This window comes from Brevundimonas aurantiaca (genome assembly GCF_904830995.1).
Classification (GTDB): domain Bacteria; phylum Pseudomonadota; class Alphaproteobacteria; order Caulobacterales; family Caulobacteraceae; genus Brevundimonas; species Brevundimonas aurantiaca.
Window position 1 is genome coordinate 1,682,020 of sequence record NZ_CAJGVD010000001.1, and the last position, 17,468, is coordinate 1,699,487.

18 protein-coding genes are annotated in these 17,468 nt (G+C 69.0%); 10 read left to right on the forward strand and 8 right to left on the reverse strand.

Going from position 1 to position 17,468, the window contains the following annotated elements; translation table 11 throughout:
• Positions 1-1,017: an adenosine kinase gene (locus tag JMT67_RS08355; protein WP_191554585.1), complete on the reverse strand. Its 1,017-nt coding sequence runs from the start codon at positions 1,015-1,017 to the stop codon at positions 1-3.
• 92 nt (positions 1,018-1,109) lie between these two features.
• Here JMT67_RS08355 and JMT67_RS08360 point away from each other — a divergent pair, with 92 nt between their 5' ends.
• Positions 1,110-1,976, forward strand: a complete 867-nt coding sequence (locus JMT67_RS08360) for an ATP-grasp domain-containing protein (RefSeq protein ID WP_201463209.1) — start codon at positions 1,110-1,112, stop codon at positions 1,974-1,976.
• Here JMT67_RS08360 and JMT67_RS08365 read toward each other — a convergent pair.
• Complete coding sequence (locus tag JMT67_RS08365; RefSeq protein WP_201463210.1) at positions 1,973-3,451, reverse strand: methyl-accepting chemotaxis protein; 1,479 nt, start codon at positions 3,449-3,451, stop codon at positions 1,973-1,975. The genes JMT67_RS08360 and JMT67_RS08365 overlap by 4 nt on opposite strands.
• 155 nt (positions 3,452-3,606) lie before the next feature.
• Between JMT67_RS08365 and JMT67_RS08370 the strand changes: the two genes are divergently transcribed.
• On the forward strand, positions 3,607-4,086 hold the full coding sequence (locus tag JMT67_RS08370; RefSeq protein WP_191554588.1) for a MarR family winged helix-turn-helix transcriptional regulator: 480 nt from the start codon (positions 3,607-3,609) through the stop codon (positions 4,084-4,086).
• Positions 4,087-4,092: 6 nt separating this feature from the next.
• Here JMT67_RS08370 and nth read toward each other — a convergent pair whose 3' ends face one another.
• Positions 4,093-4,851 carry an endonuclease III gene (gene nth, locus JMT67_RS08375; protein ID WP_201463211.1) on the reverse strand — a complete coding sequence of 253 codons (759 nt, stop codon included), beginning with the start codon at positions 4,849-4,851 and terminating at the stop codon, positions 4,093-4,095.
• Complete coding sequence (locus JMT67_RS08380; protein ID WP_201463212.1) at positions 4,848-6,164, reverse strand: flavin monoamine oxidase family protein; 1,317 nt, start codon at positions 6,162-6,164, stop codon at positions 4,848-4,850. Before JMT67_RS08380 ends, nth begins: the two co-directional genes overlap by 4 nt.
• Positions 6,165-6,287: 123 nt before the next feature.
• Between JMT67_RS08380 and JMT67_RS08385 the strand changes: the two genes are divergently transcribed.
• From JMT67_RS08385 to JMT67_RS08405, 5 genes are read left to right on the forward strand one after another with little or no spacing between them, the layout of a single operon-like run.
• Complete coding sequence (locus tag JMT67_RS08385; protein ID WP_201463213.1) at positions 6,288-7,367, forward strand: HlyD family secretion protein; 1,080 nt, start codon at positions 6,288-6,290, stop codon at positions 7,365-7,367.
• The gene (locus JMT67_RS08390; RefSeq protein WP_201463214.1) at positions 7,364-8,974 is read left to right on the forward strand and encodes a DHA2 family efflux MFS transporter permease subunit; all 1,611 of its coding nucleotides are present in this window, start codon (positions 7,364-7,366) and stop codon (positions 8,972-8,974) included. Before JMT67_RS08385 ends, JMT67_RS08390 begins: the two co-directional genes overlap by 4 nt.
• On the forward strand, positions 8,974-9,588 hold the full coding sequence (locus JMT67_RS08395) for a TetR/AcrR family transcriptional regulator (RefSeq protein WP_201463215.1): 615 nt from the start codon (positions 8,974-8,976) through the stop codon (positions 9,586-9,588). Before JMT67_RS08390 ends, JMT67_RS08395 begins: the two co-directional genes overlap by 1 nt.
• 25 nt (positions 9,589-9,613) lie before the next feature.
• Positions 9,614-10,399, forward strand: a complete 786-nt coding sequence (locus tag JMT67_RS08400) for a creatininase family protein (protein WP_201463216.1) — start codon at positions 9,614-9,616, stop codon at positions 10,397-10,399.
• Positions 10,400-10,437: 38 nt separating this feature from the next.
• Complete coding sequence (locus JMT67_RS08405; RefSeq protein ID WP_224764409.1) at positions 10,438-10,869, forward strand: phasin; 432 nt, start codon at positions 10,438-10,440, stop codon at positions 10,867-10,869.
• Positions 10,870-10,987: 118 nt separating this feature from the next.
• On the opposite strand, the gene JMT67_RS08410 is transcribed toward JMT67_RS08405, so the two are convergent.
• The 4 genes from JMT67_RS08410 to ftsY all read right to left on the reverse strand — a co-directional run bounded on the left by JMT67_RS08410 (position 10,988) and on the right by ftsY (position 13,647).
• Entirely contained in the window at positions 10,988-11,263 is a 276-nt protein-coding gene (locus JMT67_RS08410) for a YdeI/OmpD-associated family protein (protein ID WP_183215214.1), read from the reverse strand.
• A gap of 58 nt (positions 11,264-11,321) precedes the next feature.
• Positions 11,322-11,936 carry a MarR family winged helix-turn-helix transcriptional regulator gene (locus JMT67_RS08415; protein WP_201463217.1) on the reverse strand — a complete coding sequence of 205 codons (615 nt, stop codon included), beginning with the start codon at positions 11,934-11,936 and terminating at the stop codon, positions 11,322-11,324.
• A 117-nt stretch (positions 11,937-12,053) separates the two neighbouring features.
• Complete coding sequence (locus JMT67_RS08420; protein ID WP_201463218.1) at positions 12,054-12,710, reverse strand: inner membrane-spanning protein YciB; 657 nt, start codon at positions 12,708-12,710, stop codon at positions 12,054-12,056.
• A gap of 1 nt (position 12,711) precedes the next feature.
• On the reverse strand, positions 12,712-13,647 hold the full coding sequence (ftsY, locus tag JMT67_RS08425; RefSeq protein ID WP_201463219.1) for a signal recognition particle-docking protein FtsY: 936 nt from the start codon (positions 13,645-13,647) through the stop codon (positions 12,712-12,714).
• A gap of 464 nt (positions 13,648-14,111) precedes the next feature.
• Here ftsY and JMT67_RS08430 point away from each other — a divergent pair, with 464 nt between their 5' ends.
• The 3 genes from JMT67_RS08430 (at position 14,112) to JMT67_RS08440 (ending at position 17,444) form a co-directional block, all read left to right on the forward strand.
• On the forward strand, positions 14,112-14,324 hold the full coding sequence (locus JMT67_RS08430; protein WP_054764030.1) for a ParD-like family protein: 213 nt from the start codon (positions 14,112-14,114) through the stop codon (positions 14,322-14,324).
• Positions 14,321-15,082: a type I methionyl aminopeptidase gene (gene map / locus JMT67_RS08435; RefSeq protein ID WP_183215218.1), complete on the forward strand. Its 762-nt coding sequence runs from the start codon at positions 14,321-14,323 to the stop codon at positions 15,080-15,082. Before JMT67_RS08430 ends, map begins: the two co-directional genes overlap by 4 nt.
• A 229-nt stretch (positions 15,083-15,311) precedes the next feature.
• The gene (locus tag JMT67_RS08440; protein WP_201463220.1) at positions 15,312-17,444 is read left to right on the forward strand and encodes an NAD(+) synthase; all 2,133 of its coding nucleotides are present in this window, start codon (positions 15,312-15,314) and stop codon (positions 17,442-17,444) included.
• The last annotated feature ends 24 nt before the right edge of the window (positions 17,445-17,468 follow it).

Genomic DNA, 17,468 nt, shown 5'->3' on the forward strand with positions numbered 1-17,468 from the left:
TTACACCCTCAGCCCATGCTCCCCGGCCAGGTCGGCCAGTTTCACCATCGGGCGCGGGCCCCAGTGGGCGATGACTTCGGACGCGGCCAGGGAGCCCAGTTTCCCGGCCTCCTCCAGCGACAGACCGCGCGCCAGACCCAAGAGAAAGCCGGCGGCGTACTGGTCGCCGGCGCCCGTGGTGTCGATCACCTTGGCGACCGGATAGGCGGCGACCGCGACGCGCTCAGCACCCTTGATCACCACCGAGCCCTGCTCCCCGCGCGTCACGGCGGCGATCTCGACAATGGCGGCCAGTTTCGCCGCAGCGGCGTCGAAATCATCGGTTTCGAACAGGGCGCCCAGTTCGGCCTCATTGGCCAGGACGATGTCGGCCGACTGTTCGATGAAGCTCAGCAGTTCGGCGCGCCAGCGGGCGACGACGAAGGTGTCCGACAGGGTGATGGCCACCTTGCGGCCGGCCTTGTGCGCGGCGGCGGCGGCGCGTTCGAAGGCGGCGCGCGCCGGGGCCGGGTCGAACAGATAGCCTTCCAGATAGACGATCTGGCTGGCGCCGATCAGGGCCTCGTCGATGTCGTCGGCGAACAGCTGATTGGCGGCGCCCAGGAAGGTCGCCATGGTCCGCGCCCCATCGGGCAGGACGTTGATCAGGCAGCGGCCGGTGCCGAAACCCTGGTCGGCCCCGCCGGTCAGGACCGGGGTGTCGAAATGGACGCCGGCGGCGCGGATGTCGTGGGTGAAGACCTGACCCAGGACGTCGTCGGCCACCTTGCCGATATAGGCCGCCCGGCCGCCGAAGGAGCCGACGCCGGCGACGGTGTTGCCCGCCGATCCGCCCGAGGCCTCGACGCCGGGCGCCATGGCGTCATACAGGGCGGCGCTGCGTTCGGCGTCGACCAGCTGCATCGAGTTGGGGGCCAGGTCCTGGGCCGTCAGAAAGGCGGCGTCGCAGGGGCTGAGCACGTCGACGATGGCGTTGCCGACGGCGCAGACGTCATATTGGGCGGTGTTCTGGGTCATGGGCGCGCCTTAGCGGTTGAAGACCGGCACGTCACCCGAAAACCTATAAGGAAGCCCTTATATGTATCGGCAGGTTGCGATAGGCAGGGCGCATGACCCGGATCGCCGTCCTGACCCCCGACCCCGCCGACAAATCCTACATCGGCCGCTGGCCCGAGGTGTTGGCGCGTCTGAAGGCCACGCTGGAGACGACCGGCGCAGAGATCACGCCCACGCCCTGGACCGACCATGTCGAGGACGCCTCGGGGCTGGAGGGCCATGACCTGATCCTGCCGGTCATCGCCTGGGGCTATCACCGCGACCACGCCCGCTGGCTGAAGGCCTGCGCGACCTGGGCGACGGCCGGCCTGCCGATCGCCAATGCGGCCTCGGTCCTGGGTTGGAATTCGGACAAGACCTATCTGGCCCGGTTGGCGGACAAGGGCGTGCCCATTCCCCCGACCCGCTGGAGCGAGGCGATCACCCAGGACCAAGTGGACGCCGCCTTCGCCGAAACCGGCGCCCCGACCCTCATCATAAAGCCGACGGTGTCCGCTGGCGCCTTCCGCACCCTGCGCCTGACGCCGGGACAGCCCCTGACCGAGGCGCCGGAAGGTCCGGCCATGATCCAGCCCTATCTGAAGTCGATCGAGACCGAGGGAGAGACCTCCCTGCTCTTCTTCGGCGGCCGGTTCAGCCATGCGGTCAACAAGCGGCCGGTCCCCGGCGACTTCCGTATCCAGATCCAGTTCGGCGGCCTCTACACGACCGTGACGCCCGACGCGGCCGCCTTGGCCCTGGCCGAACAGGTGCTGGCGGCGGTCGAGGAGCCCCTGCTCTACGCCCGCATCGATCTGGCGCGCGACGACGCCGGCGCCTGGGTGCTGATGGAGGCCGAGCTGATCGAGCCCGACTTCTATCTGGACCATGACCCGGCGAACGGCTCAGGCTTCGCCGAAGCGGTTCGAAACCGCCTTTAGAAGGCTTGCCACTCGCCTGCCGCAGCGACCAGACGCGGGCGAGGGCGCAGGGTTTCGGCGGCGAAGGCTTCGATCCGGGCCTGGGCTTGGCGGATCGGCGCCGGAGCCGCCTCGCCTTGCCCCTCGGACAGTCGGAACCGGCCGACCAGTTCGGCCAGGTCGGTCGCCTCGCGGTCGAGGCTCAGGCTGGCGGCCGTCGATTCCTCGACCATCGCGGCATTTTGCTGAGTGACCTGGTCCATGTCGTTGACGGCGTTGTTGACCTCGGCCAGGGCCACGGCCTGTTCCTGGGTCGAGGCGCGGATTTCGCCCATCAGGCGCGTGACGTCATGGATGCGGATGGCGATGTCCGAAAGAGCCTCGCCCGATTCCCGCACCAGTTTGACGCCGGACTCGACCTGAGCGCTGGAGGTGGAGATCAAGGCCTTGATCTCGCGGGCCGAGTCGGCGGACCGCTGGGCCAGGGCGCGGACCTCGGAGGCCACGACCGCAAAGCCGCGACCAGCCTCGCCCGCCCGGGCCGCCTCGACCCCGGCATTGAGCGCCAAAAGATTGGTCTGGAAGGCGATCTCGTCGATGACGCCGATGATCTGGCCGATCTGGGCGGAAGAGGCCTCGATCTGCTCCATGGCGGAAACGGCGCGCTGAACCACCGCGCCGCCGGTCTCGGCCTGGGTGCGGGTCTGGCCCACGACCGCATCGGCGGACTGGGCGTTCTCGGCTGTCCGGCGCACGGTGGCGGTGATCTGGTCCAGGGCGGCGGCGGTCTCTTCCAGTCCGGCGGCCTGACGCTCGGTGCGGCGCGACAGGTCTTCGGCGGCGCTGCTGATCTCATTGGCGCCGGACTGCATGGAGGCCGCATTGACGCGAATGACCGCCACCGCCTGATCCAGGGCGGCGATCGCTCGATTGAAGTCTTCGCGCAGAACCGCATAGTCGCCGGGGAAGGCGTCGGTGATCCTGTAGGACAGATCGCCGGCCGCCAGGGCGGACAGGGCGCGCCCGGTCGATTGGACCACCGAGGCCTGAACCTGGGCGGCGAGACGGTCCGCCTCCAGACGCCGCTCGCGCTCGGCCTCGACGGCGGTGATGTCGGTGGCGAACTTGACCACCTTGCACGGCTTTCCGTCGATGTCGAAGATCGGATTGTAGCTGGCCTCGATGACCACGCGCGCGCCGTTCTTGGCGTAGCGGACGAACTTGTCGGCGATGAATTCGCCCGCATTCAGCCGGCGCCACAGGTCGGCGTAGGCGGGCGTATTGGCGTCTTGCGGATCGACGAAGATGCGGTGGTGGGCGCCCTGCACCTCATCCAGGCGGTAGCCCATCACGGATAAGAAGTTCTCGTTCGCCTCCAGGATCGTCCCGTCCAGGGCGAATTCGATGACCGCCTGCGACCGCTTCAGCGCCGCGACCATGCCGGTCAGTTCCTGAAGCTCTTGTTGCTGGCGACGCTTCTGCGCTGTGCCGAACATTCCACACTCCTGTGTCTTCGTCGGAGGGTTATCGGCGAGATTGCCTAATGATTGATTATATCAAATTTGATATTTTTGATTTTTTCAGGTTTTGTGCTTAACAACCTGTGTTTGGGTGCGAACTCGCGCCCCCGCGGCGGCTCGAGGAGGGCGAAATGGCGAAGGCGCAGATTGGTTCCGACGGGTTCCGCGATCTGGAGATCGACGCCCAGCTGTGCCTGGCGCTTCAGACCGGAGCCAGTCTGGTGACGCGCATCTATCGACGTCTGCTCGACCCCCTGGGTCTGACCCACCCCCAGTATCTGATCCTGCTGGCCCTGTGGGAGAGCGGGCGTCCCCTGACCATGGGCGAGATTGGTCGGCGCACGCACATGGAGACAGGCGCCCTGACGCCTCAGGTCAAGCGGATGGAGGCGTCCGGCCTTCTGACCCGGCGACGCGACGCCGAGGACGAGCGTCGGGTCTGGGTCGAGCCCACCGAAGCGGGCTGGTCCCTGCGTGAGAAGGTGCTGGGCGTGCGGCGCCAGGTGGTGGAGCGCCTCCCCTTGTCCGGCGCCCAGATCGCCGAACTGCGCGCCATCCTGCAGACGATGAATGCGGATATGGAAGCCGCAGAGGCGGCGAACGCCGCCTGAAGCCCCTCAGGGCGCCGCCTCGCCCAGAGCCGCCAGCCCCGCCCGCGACGGACACAGGTCGGCGATGACGCAGGCCAGGCATTTGGGCTTGCGCGCCGTGCAGGTGTAGCGGCCGTGCAGGATCAGCCAGTGGTGGGCCTTGGGCAGCCACGGCTCCGGCACGACCTGGAACAGCTGGGCCTCCACCTTGTCCGGCGTATTGGCGTTGGCCAGCCCCAGCCGGTGCGAGACGCGGAAGACATGGGTGTCCACGGCGATGGCCGGCTCGATCCCCAGTTCGTTCAGCACCACCGAGGCGGTCTTTCGCCCCACGCCCGGCAGGGCCTGGAGATCGGTTCGGTTCAGCGGAACCTCGCCCCCGTGTTGCTCCAGCACGATCCGGCTCAGGGCGATGACGTTCCGCGCCTTGCCGCGATAGAGGCCGATGGAGGCGATGTAGGGAACCAGTCCCTCCTCCCCGAGAGCCAGCATCTTTTCCGGCGTGTCCGCGACCTGGAACAGCCGGTCGGTGGCCTTGTTGACCGCGACGTCCGTGGTCTGGGCCGACAGGGCGACGGCGACGACCAGGGTGAAGGGGTTGGAGAAGTTCAGCTCGGTCTTCGGCTCGGGCATGACGCCGGACAGCCGTTCGAAGATGGTCTCGACCCGGTCCTCGTCAGGCGGCCAGCGCAGCACGGGAACCGAGGCGCCGGTCATAACCGCCGGGCGTTTCGGGCCGGGCTTAAGCGGCTTGGCGGCTGTTTTTCTGGCCTTGGTCGGCGTCATGACTCGCTGTCGCCGTCGTCGCGGCGCGGGTCAAGACCCAGGGTCGCCAACCCTTGGGCTTTCAGGGCCGCGTCCGCCGCCCGCTCGCCCTCCATCCAGGCGCCGTGGGCCGTGCCGTAATAGACCGGCGCCGTCGCCTCGCCCGCCAGGAAGATCCGGTCCTCGACCGCCGTCCGCAGCTTCGCCCGGTCCCCCGCATGGCCTGGCAGGGCGTGGGAATAGGCGCCGCGCGACCAAGGATCGACGCCCCAGTTCGACACCGCCACGGCCTCCAGCCGCCGTCTCATGTTCGACCCCAGGGCCGCGACCAGTTCGGACACGGCGAAGTCGACCAGGGCGGCAGGCCCCTGCGCCTCCAGCCCCCAGGCCAGGTCGGCGCCGAAATAGGCTTCTATCATCGGCCGTCCGAACGGTCGCAGATGATAGCCGCCGGTCTCGGCCGTGTCGGTCCGCGTCCACAGCTGGGTGTCGGGCTGGAAGTCGCCCGCACCCCGCACCGTCATATGCACCTTGGACGCCAGGCCCAGGGGCACGCCCGCCGTCGCCTCCAGCCAGGCGGGAACCGGCGGCTCGATCCGCACCGCCTCGGCGGCCATCAGGCTGTTGGGGACCGTCAGGATCACGGCCCGCGCCGTCAGCTCGCCCCGGCTGGTCTCCAGCCGCAAAAGGGGGCCGGAGCGGTCGATGCGCCGCACGGCGCAGTCGCGCACCACGGCGTCCGACACCGCCTCGCCCAGCCGGGCGACCAGCCGGCCATACCCCTCGCGCACTCGCCAGTTCACCCCGGTGTCGCCATAGGCGTCGTAGTCCAGGCTGGACACCTCGTCGAACCGCGCCCCGTTCAGGGCGCCCGAGATGGCGTCCATCCGGGCGTTCCAACGGCAGTCGGGGTCGAAGAAGTCGGAGGCGGGCCGGTCTTCACCCCGCGCCGCCGCTTCGCTTACGCGCTGATCGAAGGCCGCGAAGGCCTCGCCGAACTCGGCCAGGTCGGCGCGCGTAATCTCGTGATCGAAGGCCTGGGTCCGCCACGGCGGCGGGGTCCGGTCCAGGGTCAGGCCCTCGGCCTCCACCCGCCGCGCCAGGACATTGTCGTCGGCCGAGTGCAGCCAGCCGCAGCCCATGTCCAGACCCTCGCCTTCGACCTGGGCCGTCCAGGCGCGCCCGCCGATCCGGTCGCGCGCCTCCAGCACCAGAACCGACAGGCCGGGCCGCACCAGCCGCCGCGCGGCGGCGATCCCCGCCGCCCCTGCCCCGACGACCGCCACATCGACTTCGGACGGCAGGGGATTCGAAGCTCGGGCGCGGTCGGTCATGAGGCGAGGACATACACGAAAACCAGGCGTGATCGGGCTTCTGGCGATTGGAGATTGATTTTTGGACGGCGACGTCCATTTTAGCGCCGCTTCAAAACGCCGCACCCTCCCCCGGATGTCCCCATGTCCCCTGAACTGAAGAAACGCCTGCCGCTGTTCGCCGCGATCCTCGTCGGCCTCGCCCTGATCGCGGGCGGGATCGTCTGGTGGCTGAACGGCCAGAGGTGGGAGAGCACTGACAACGCCTTCGTCCAGGCCGACACCACCCTGGTCAGCCCCCAGCTGGCCGGCCGGGTGACCGAGGTCCTGGTCGGCGACAACCAGCGGGTCGAGGCCGGTCAGGTCCTGGTCAAGCTGGACGACAGCGACCAGCGCGCCGAACTGATCCGCGCCGAGGCCAACCTCCAGGCCGCCCTGGCCGCCGTCGGCAATGTCGACGCCCAGGCCGAGCAGGAGAAGGCGACCGTCGCCGCCCGCGCCGCCGCCGTGGCCCAGGCCCGCGCCCAGGCCGGCCTGGCCCGCGCCGAGGTCGACCGCTACGGCAAGCTGGCCCAGCAGGGCTGGGTCTCGCAGCAGCGAATCCAGACCGAACGCGCCGGCGCCGCCACCGCCGACGCCGCCGTGGCCCAGGCCCAGGCCGCCCTGGTCGCCGAACAGCGCACCGCCGGGGTGCTGGGCTCAACCCGCGAACAGAGCGTCGCCGCCGTCGAACAGGCCCGCGCCCAGGTCGAAAAGGCCCGCATCGCCCTGGAACGCACGGTGATCCGCGCGCCCATCGCCGGCGTCGTCGGGGCCCGCAGCGTCCGCCCCGGCCAGTTCGTCAACGCCGGAACCCAGCTGCTGTCGATCGTGCCCCTGACCCGGACCTATATCGTCGCCAACTTCAAGGAGACCCAGCTGGACCGGATGCGGCTGGGCCAAACCGTCGAGATTTCCGCCGACGCCTTCCCCGGCCGCAAGATCGAAGGCCGGATCGACAGCTTCGCCCCCGCCACCGGTTCCGAATTCGCCCTGATCCCGGTCGAGAACGCCACCGGCAACTTCACCAAGATCACCCAGCGCGTACCTGTTCGGATCGTCGTCAGCGGCGCCGACCGGAACCTGGCCCTGCGCCCCGGTCTGTCGGTGGACGTCAAGGTGGACCTGAAGAGCCCGGGCGGCGCGAGCTTCGCCGAAGCCTCCATCGCGGCCCCCCGCCCGTGACCGCCGCAGCCCCCGCCGCCGGCGGCGGGGCCCCGTCCGACGCCAGGGCCCCCGTCGCCGGCCATCCCGAGATCAACTGGACCATGCTGCTGCTCGGCTTCGCCGGCATGGTGGTGGGCCAGTTCATGGCCATCCTCGACATCCAGATCGTCGCCGCCTCCCTGCCCCAGATCCAGGCCGGGGTCGGCGCCTCGGCCGACGAGATCAGCTGGATCCAGACCGCCTATCTGATCCCCGAGGTCGTCATGATCCCCCTGTCGGGCTTCCTGTCACGGCTCTGGGGCACCCAGCGGCTGTTCCTGGCCTCCTGCGCCGGCTTCGTCCTGATGAGCGTGGCCACGGGCCTGTCGACGTCTATCGACATGATGATCCTGTTCCGGGCCATCCAGGGCTTCGTCGGCGGGGCCATGATCCCGACCGTTTTCGCCGTGGCCTTCACCGCCTTTCCGCCGGACAAGCGGGTCACGGCCAGCGTGGTCATGGGGCTGATCGTCACCCTGGCCCCCACCGTCGGCCCGACGCTCGGCGGCCATCTGACCGAATGGCTCAGCTGGCGCTGGCTGTTCTTCATCAATGTGGGGCCGGGCCTGCTGGTCCTCTTCCTGGTCGGACGGTATGGGAACTTCGACAAGGGCGACCCGTCCCTGGCCAAGGGGTTCGACTGGTGGGGCCTGGGCCTGATGGCCGCCTTCCTGATGTCGATGCAATATGTGCTCGAGGAGGGCGCCAAGAACGACTGGTTCGACGACACCCATATCCTGATGCTGACGGTCGTCGCCGCCGTGGCCGGGCCGATCTTCGTCTGGCGCTCCCTGACCTATCGCCAGCCGATCGTCGAGCTGCGCGCCTTCGGCAACCGCAACTTCCTGGTCGGCTTCGTCATGACCTTCACGGTCGGCTTCGCCCTGTTCGGCGGCACCTTCCTGTTGCCCCTCTTCCTGGGGCGGGTGCGGGAGTATTCGTCGTCGGAAGTGGGCACGACCATGGTCGTCTCGGGTCTTGCGATGTTCGCCACCGCCCCCTTCGCCGGGCGCCTGGTGCGCCGGATGGACGCGCGGATCCTGATGTTCGGCGGCTTCATGCTGTGCGCCTGGGGCATGTGGGAGGCGCGGATCGTCACCGACGACTGGGGCTTCTGGGAGTTCGCCTCGGTCCAGGCTTTCCGCGGGGTCGGCGTCATGCTGGCCATGATCGCCTCGCAGCAGGTGACCATGGCCACCCTGCCGCCGCACATGGTCAAGAACGCCTCGGGCCTGGTCAACCTGTCGCGCAATGTCGGCGGCGCCTTCGGCCTGGCGATCCTGAACACCGGCCTGACCACCAATACGGCCATCCATATGGGCGAACTGACCAGCGGCATCGCCCAGGGCGACCAGGCCATGCGCAACATGATGGCCGGCATGGCCCAGCGCTTCGCCGGCACCATCGACCCGGCCGCTTCGGCGATGAAGGCCGTCTATGGCATCCTGCAGAAACAGGCCACCACCATGGCCTTCGGCGACGCCTTCGCCTTGCTGGGCATCATGTGCGCCGGGGCCGCCTTCGTCACCCTGCTGGCCCAGCCGGTCAAGGCCCAGCCGGGCGCGCCCCCGTCGGACGCCCACTGATGGCGCGCCGGCGGGGCCAGATCGACGAGAAGAAGAGCGAGGCCATCCTCGACGCCGCCGCGGCCCTGTTCGCGGACAAGGGTCTGGCCGTGTCGATGGAGGAGATCGCCCGCGTCGCGGGGGTGTCGAAACAAACGGTCTACAACCGGTTCGCCACCAAGCTGGACCTGGCCCGGGCCATGGCCAGCCAGAAGTCCGACGCCATCGTCGCGCCGCTGAAGTCGGCCGCCCCCCCGGCCGAGGTGCTGGAGGCCCTGGCCCGGCTGCTGCTGGACCGGGTCTGTCACCCGGACAAGGTCGGCTCGATGCGCGGCGTCGCCCTGCTGTCGGCCGAGGCGCCCGAACTGGCCCAGGCCGTCTACGAGGCCGGCCCCTTGCGCAGCCTGAACCTGCTGTCGGCCTGGCTGGCGGACCAGACCCGCGCCGGCCGGCTGAACGTGCCCGATCCGGACGAAGCGGCCGAGATGTTCTCGGGCCTGGTCCTGGGCCACGGCCATCTGCGGGCCATGCTGAACGTGCCTCAGATCGACGAGGCCCGCCGCGACCGCCGCGCCCGCGAAGCCGCCCGCCTCTTCGTCACGGCCTATGCGCCGACGCTGGATCAAGCTAGGTGAGACGGTCGCGTAAAGGAGTTCGCCCATGCTGATCCACCTGTCGTCCTGGCCCGAGATCGACGCCCGCATCGCCTCTGACCAGCCCCTGTCCAAGACGGTCGTGGTTCCCATCGGCTCCAATGAGCAACACGGCCCGACGGGTCTGCTCGGCACCGACTGGCTGTGCCCCGAGATCATCGCCCATGAGGCCGAGCGCGCCGACGCCGCCCTGACGGTGGCCCCGACCTTCAACATCGGCATGGCCCAGCATCACCTGGCCTTCGCCGGGACCATCTCCCTGCGGCCTTCCACCTTCATGGCCGCCATCACCGACTGGGTCTCGTCGCTGAGCCGCCACGGGTTCGAGCGGATCTATTTCCTCAACGGCCACGGCGGGAACGTCGCCACCATCGAGGCGACCTTCTCGGAAATCTACGCCGAATGGAGCTTCGTCGAGGACGAACCCCCGTTTGTTCTGAAGCTGAAGAACTGGTGGGACCTGCCGGGCGTCCAGGCCCTGTGCAACCAGATCTTCCCGACCGGCCACGGCATGCACGCGACCCCGTCCGAGATCGCCGTGACCCAGGCCGCCTATCCCGACCGGATCAAGACGGCCGACTACAGCCCCCAGATCGCGCCCAGCGGCCCGATCCGCGACGCCCTGGATTATCGCGCCCGCTTCCCCGACGGCCGCATCGGCTCCGACCCGGCCCAGGCCAGCCCCGAAAAGGGCCGCCGCATCATCGATCTGGCGGTCCCCGCCCTCTTGTCCGACGTCGCGGCCTTCGCCGCCGAGACGCGGCCCCAAGCCGTGTCGGGAGCCGGGTTCTGAGCCGCAGGGCCCGCGTCCCCGCCGCCGTCGCGCCGGCGGTGCTGGGCGCCGAACTGCTGAACGCCTCGGCCCAGGTGATCGCCGCCCGCACCGGGCGAATGGTTCAGGGGCTGACCGATCCGGCCGGACAGGATCTGGCCGAGCTGTCGCTGATGACGACCGAGAAGACCGAGGCCCTGGCCGCCGCCGCCGCCGCCCTGTCGGTTCGCGCGGGCGCCGTCGGCGAACGCCTGGGCCAGGCGGCCCTGGACGAGGGGGCGCGGGCGATGCAGGCCGCGACCGAGATCGCCTGCGCCCTGACCCCCGCCGCGGCCGCCCAGGCCCAGTTCCGCTACGCCCTGGGCTGGTGGAGCCGCGCCGCCGGCCAGACCCTGACCCTGAGCGCCGAACTGACCCAGGCCCAGACCGCCGCCCTGACCCCCATCCACAAGACCGCCGTCGCCAACGCCAAACGGCTGAGGAAGCGCTGAAGCGGACGACTGTCTCCCCCCGCTCTTGCGGGGAGGGGGACCGCGAAGCGGTGGAGGGGTTCTGGACGCCGCAGAGGCCGGCCTTGCGATTTGGACGGGAGGCGGACCCGAAGGCCGCCTAAGCCGCGCCCGTCCCCTCCTCGCGATGAGGGCACCCCGGCCAGCAGCAGGGGCGGCGCTTGCCGTCGCTCAGGTTCTCGCGGCCCCAGTCGATCCGCTTCAGCCGGGTCTCGGTCTTCTTCGCCGACTCGACCCAGCAAATCCATTCGTTGCGGGCCAGGGGCGTGATCGACATCCAGGTGGCGCAGGCGGCGACGTCACGGCTCACCGCCTCCGCCAGATCGGCGGGCAGGTCATGAACCACGCCTCCGGGCAGGTCTGTCGGATCAGCCATGCCGGGAGGGTCTCAGCCCCTGGCGTGCGACGCAAGCCGTTTCGCCGCCTCCCCGCCGTCAGGCGACCTCGACCACCTTCAGCCTGGGCTTCTTGGCCTTGCCGGGCTTGGCGGGGCGGACGGCCTTCTTGGCGGCCTTTTCGGCCTTCTTGGCTTCCTTCTCGGCCAGTTTCGCGGCCTTCTTGGCGGCCTTGGCCTCAGCCTTGGCGGCGTCGGGGGCGGCGTCGGCGGCGGCGGCCAGTTCGGCCAACTGGGTCAGGAAGGCGTCGCGCTGGCCCTTGGGCAGCAGGGCCATGATCCGTTTGTCGGCGGTCTCGACCAGGGGGCGGGCGGCCTCCAGTCGGGCGGCGCCCTCCGGCGACAGGCGAACCGCCTTGGCGCGGGCGTCCAGGGTCGAGCGTTCGCGCTCCAGGAGGCCCTTGGCGGTCATCCGCGTGACCAGATCGGCCAGGGTGGAGCGGTCGATGCCGGTCATCCGCACCAGCTCGGTCTGGGTCAGGCCCGCCTTCAGCGAGGCGGCCTCCAGGACCGCGAACTGACGCTGGGTCAGGCCGTCGGGGCCCATTTCCTCGGAATAGATGTCCAGCGCCAACTGCAAGGCCCGGTGCATCAGATGGCTGGGCGAGGTTCCCAGCGGCCCGACCTTCCGAACGGCTTTGCCAGACTTGACCATTTCGAGCTTCCCCCGGACCGCTTTCGTCCGCATGCGTATCAGCCACGCTTTACGATTTGACGCGAGAAGTATGTCGGTTGCACGACATTTTGTCTGTAAGCTCCCGTCATTCCGCCATCAGAGGCCCGTGTCCGGCGAGATCGGACCCGGCTCTTCGTCCTTGATCATATTCTTCATGATCAGCGGCACCTGGGACAGGCCGAACAGGGAGGCGGCGATCCAAAGGACGCCCCGGAAACTGGTCCAGACGTCGTTGGGATTGGGCGTCTCACGCCCCAGGGCATGCCAGACGGCCGTGACGGCCTCAGGGCTGCGGAACACTTCGTTCAACAGGGCGACGGCCAGGAAATAGAGGCCGTAGCGCAGGGTCAGGGTGCGCCAGGCGGCGTCGTTGACCCGGATGGCCGAGCCCAGCAGGGCCTTGAACGGATATTTCTTCAGCGGGATGGAGCCCAGCAGCACCACCGCCAGAAGCCCGTTCTGAACCGTCAGCTTCAGCTTCACATAGAGGTCGTCGTGGGTGAAGACGGTCAGGAGGCCGAACACCAGGGCGAACAGGCCGGTGATCAGCGGCAGGGGGGCGAAGCGCCGCTCGACCGCATAGCCGACCCCCAGGGCCAGGGCCGAGGCGCCGACCAGCACCCAGGTCGCGAAGATCATGTCCCGCGTGGCGAAATAGCTGATCATGAAGGCGGCGAGCGCCCCGAAATCGACCAGCTGGCGGATCCACTGGCGGTTCTTGCTCTCGGGCGCAGGCGCGGGGGCGTCGGTCATCTCAGTCCTCCAGCCCCACCAGGGAGCGCGAAAAGGCGCGGGCGTCGAAGGGTTGCAGATCCTCCACCCCCTCGCCCACGCCGATCAGCATCAGGGGGGCGTCGGACGCATGGGCCACGGGCACCAGCACCCCGCCCCGCGCCGTGCCGTCCAGCTTGGTCATCACCACCCCGGTGACGAAGGCGGTGCGGCCGAAGATCTGTTCCTGGGCCAGGGCGTTGCGGCCCACGGTGGCGTCCAGCACCAGAAGGGTGTCATGCGGGGCGTCCGGATCGACCTTCTTCAGCACCCGCACGATCTTCAGCAGTTCGTCCATCAGGGCCGACTTGTTCTGCAGCCGCCCGGCCGTGTCGATCAGGACCACGTCGAACCCCTCGGCCCGCGCCTTGGCATAGGCGTCAAAGGCCAGGCCCGCCGCATCGGCCCCGTCGCGACGGCTCTCGAAATGGGCGCCGGCCCGCTCGGCCCAGACCTTCAGCTGTTCGCGGGCCGCGGCGCGGAAGGTGTCGCCGGCGACGATCATCACCTTGGCGCCCTTGGCCGTCAGATCGGCGGCGATCTTGCCCAGGGTCGTCGTCTTGCCCGAGCCGTTCACCCCGACGAACAGGACCACATAGGGTTTGGGGCCGGACAGGGGATCGAAGGTCGCCTGACGCGGCGCCAGTTCGGCGGCGACCGCCTCGGCCAGGGCCTCCTTGACCTCGCGTTCGGGGGCGTCCTTGCCGAACTTCAGGGAACGGAACCGCTCGACGATGCGGGCGGCGGCGGCGGGGCCCAGGTCGCTTTCCAGCAGATGCTCTTCCAGCTGCTCCAGCGAAGCCTCGGACAGGGGCTCCTTGACGAAGGCGGAGACGACCTGGTCGGTCATCTGTTTGGAGGAGCGGGAGAGCCCTTGCGACAGGCGCTGGAACCAGCCCTTTTTCGGCGTATCGGTCATGACAGGGCTTTAGCTCCCGCAAGCCCCGGCGTCACCCGCATTCGCGACGTCGGACGATCCGCCGCCTTGCTGCAGGGGCGGGCGTCGGAAAAGCAGTGTCCGAACTGTCCGATGTGTCCGGTCGGGCGGATCGCCCCTCTTCCGCCGGCGGGAGAGACAGGCCGGCGTTCGGAGAGCCGAACCGGGGTCGGAGAGGGCAGGCGCGGGAAGGTCGGCGACGCGGCCTCGGCGCGCGAAAAACAGTGTCCGATGTGTCCGATGTGTCCGATTGCATCTCCCCTCCGTCGCTATTCCCATTATGCGCCGGTGGGGCGGGGCGAAGGGTCGATTGGCTCCAGCAGCCGCAACCGATTGATATTGCAGAGGCGACGTCGCTTCGGACCTGGGGATCTCCCGCAGCCGGCTTGCGCGCGCCGGGAGGGATAGATATACGAAACGTATTCGAATCATATCAGGACCACCCCATGGGCATCGTCAATATCGAGGATGAGCTGCACGAACAGCTGCGGCGGGCCAGCAAGGCCTCCTATCGGTCGATCAACGCCCAGGCCGCCTTCTGGATCAGGCTGGGCATGTTGTGCGAAACCCATCCGGGGATGAGCTTTCAGGAACTGATGGCGCGCGAGCTGCGGGCGGCAGGGGTGGAGACGCCGGACCTGACGGACGCGGCGGCGTGACCAAGACCCCGGCCGAGATCGCCCTGATGGCCGAGGCGGGGCGGCGGCTGGCCCAGGTCTTCACCCATCTGGACGGCCTGCCCCTGGAGGGGATGAGCACCCTGGAGATCAACGACCGGGTCGAGGCCTTCATCGTCGATGAGCTGAAGGCGCGACCGGCCAGCAAGGGTCAGTACGGCTACGGCTTCGTGCTGAACAGTTCGCGAAACGCCGTGGTCTGCCACGGCGTGCCCTCGGCGGACGAGGTGCTGAAGGACGGGGACATCGTCAATCTGGACATAACGCTTGAGAAGGACGGCTTCATCGCCGATTCGTCCAAGACCTATCTGATCGGCTCGGTCGGACCCCAGGCGCGCAGGCTGGTGCGCACCACCTATGAGGCCCTGTGGAAGGGGATCAGGGCCGTGCGGCCCGGCGCCCGGCTGGGCGACATCGGCTTCGCCATCGAACGCCACGCCAAGACGGCCGGCTATTCGGTCGTGCGCGACTACTGCGGCCACGGCATCGGGCGCGAGATGCATGAAGAGCCCCAGGTGCTGCATTTCGGCCGGGCCGGGACCGGCCTGACCCTGAAGGAAGGCATGGTCTTCACCATAGAGCCGATGCTGAACCAGGGCGTGCGCACCGTTCGGACCGAGGACGACGGCTGGACGGTGACGACGGCCGACGGCAAGCTGTCGGCCCAGTTCGAACATACGGTGGCGGTGACGGCGGACGGGGTGCGGGTGCTGACCCTGAGGCCGGACGAGGCGCGGTGAAGCCGTCTGAAATCCTCCCCCTCTGGGGGGAGGTGGATCGACGCGAAGCGGCGAGACGGAGGGGGCGTGAAGCGTCTGGCAGCGGTGCGGCGTTGCCCCCTCCACCGCCTACGGCGGTCCCCCCCCCCCAAGGGGGGGGGAGGAATGGGGCCGCCGAACCATTCCCGCCGTACGTCATTCCCCGCTATAGAGGTCCGGCCGGCGCGGGCCGGGTGATGCGGACGATGTGATGACCGAGAGCCACCCCTTTTTCTCGCCCAAGACCCACGGCTTCGTGCGGGTGGCGGCGGCGACGCCGGTCAGCCATGTGGGCGATCCGGCCGCGAACGCTCAGGCGCATCTGGCGCTGATCCGGCAGGCGGCGGACCAGGGTGTGGACCTGATGGTGTTTCCGGAGCTGTCGCTGTCAGCCTATGCGATCGACGACCTGCACATGCAGGCGGCCCTGCTGGACGAGGTGGAGCGGCAGGTCGCGGTCCTGGCCCAGGCGACCGGGGGGGGCACGGCCGAGCATGAGCTGATCGCCGTGGTCGGGGCGCCGCTGCGGCAGGGGGACGCCCTGTTCAACTGCGCCGTGGTGATGGGCGGGGGCGAGGTGCTGGCCGTGGTGCCCAAGACCTATCTGCCCAATTATCGCGAATATTATGAGAAGCGCTGGTTCGCCCCAGCGACGGCCCGGACCGAGGACGTGATCCGGCTGAACGGGGAGACGGTGGATTTCGCGCCGGGCCTGATCTTCGAGGCGGTGAACCGGCCCGGCTTCGTCTTTGCGGTTGAGATCTGCGAGGACTATTGGGCCCCCTTACCGCCCTCGACCCGCGCCGCCCTTGCGGGGGCGCGCATCCTGCTGAACCTGTCGGCCTCCAACATCGTCATCGGCAAGGCGGACGAGCGCGCCATGCTGAGCGCCAGCCATTCGGCCCGGACCCTGTCGGCCTATGTCTTCACCGCCTCGGGCTGGGGCGAATCGACCACCGACCTGGCCTGGGACGGTCAGGCGACCATCCACGAACTGGGGACGAAGCTGGCCGAGGGCGAACGGTTCGCCCTGGAGAACCAGCTGACGATCGCCGACGTCGATGTGGACCGGATCGGCCTGGACCGGCTGAGAAACGGCACCTTCGCCGACTGCGCCCGCAACGAGGGAGAGGCCGCGACGGTCGTGCCCTTCATGGCGCGCAATCCTCCCCCGGGGGGGACCGCGAAGCGGTGGAGGGTTGGGGCGGCCCCCCTCCGTCACGGCGCTGCGCGCCGCGCCACCTCCCCCAGGGGGGGAGGATTGATCCGGCCGCTGGACCGTTTCCCCTTCGTGCCGGACGATGCGGGGCGGCTGGATCAGGACTGCTACGAAGCCTTCAACATCCAGGTTCAGGGCCTGATGCGCCGAATGGCGGCGACCAAGGGCGAACGTCTGGTGATCGGCGTCTCGGGCGGGCTGGATTCGACCCAGGCCCTGCTGGTCGCCTGCCGCGCCTTCGACCGGATGAACCTGCCGCGGTCGAACATACTGGGCTTCACCATGCCGGGGTTCGCGACGTCCGAGGGCACCAAGTCCAACGCCTGGGCCCTGATGAAGGCCCTTGGGGTGACGGGGGCCGAGATCGACATCCGCCCGGCCGCCGAACAGATGTTCAAGGACATCGGCCACCCCTATTCGGCGGGCGAACCGGTGCATGACATCACCTTCGAGAATGTGCAGGCGGGCTTGAGGACCGACTATCTGTTCCGTCTGGCCAACCAGAACCGGGCCTTTGTGCTGGGGACCGGCGACCTGTCGGAACTGGCCCTGGGCTGGGCCACCTATGGCGTCGGCGACCATATGAGCCACTATAATGTCAACGGCGGGGTGGCGAAGACCCTGATCCGCCATCTGATCCGCTGGGTGGCCGATCGCGAACTGGTCGGCGCCGAGGCGAGCCCGACGCTGCACGCCATTCTGAACACCGAGATCTCGCCCGAACTGGTCCCCGCCAAGGACGGGGCGATCCAGTCGACCGAAGGGACGGTCGGCCCCTATGCGCTGAACGACTTCTTCCTGTTCTACATCAGCCGCTTCGGCATGACGCCGTCCAAGGTCGCCTTCCTGGCGCATCAGGCCTGGGGCGAGGCCGGCGCCGGACACTGGCCCGCCAATACGCCCGACGACGAAAAGGTCGAATACGACCTGGCCGCCATCAAGGCCTGGCTGCGGAAGTTCCTGATCCGCTTCTTCCAGACCGCCCAGTTCAAACGCTCGGCCCTGCCGAACGGGCCCAAGGTGGTGACGGGCGGCTCCCTGTCCCCGCGCGGCGACTGGCGCGCCCCGTCGGACGGCAATGCGCGGGTCTGGCTGGACGAGCTGGAGGCCAATGTGCCGGACTAACTGTTTCCTCCCCACGATGTGGGG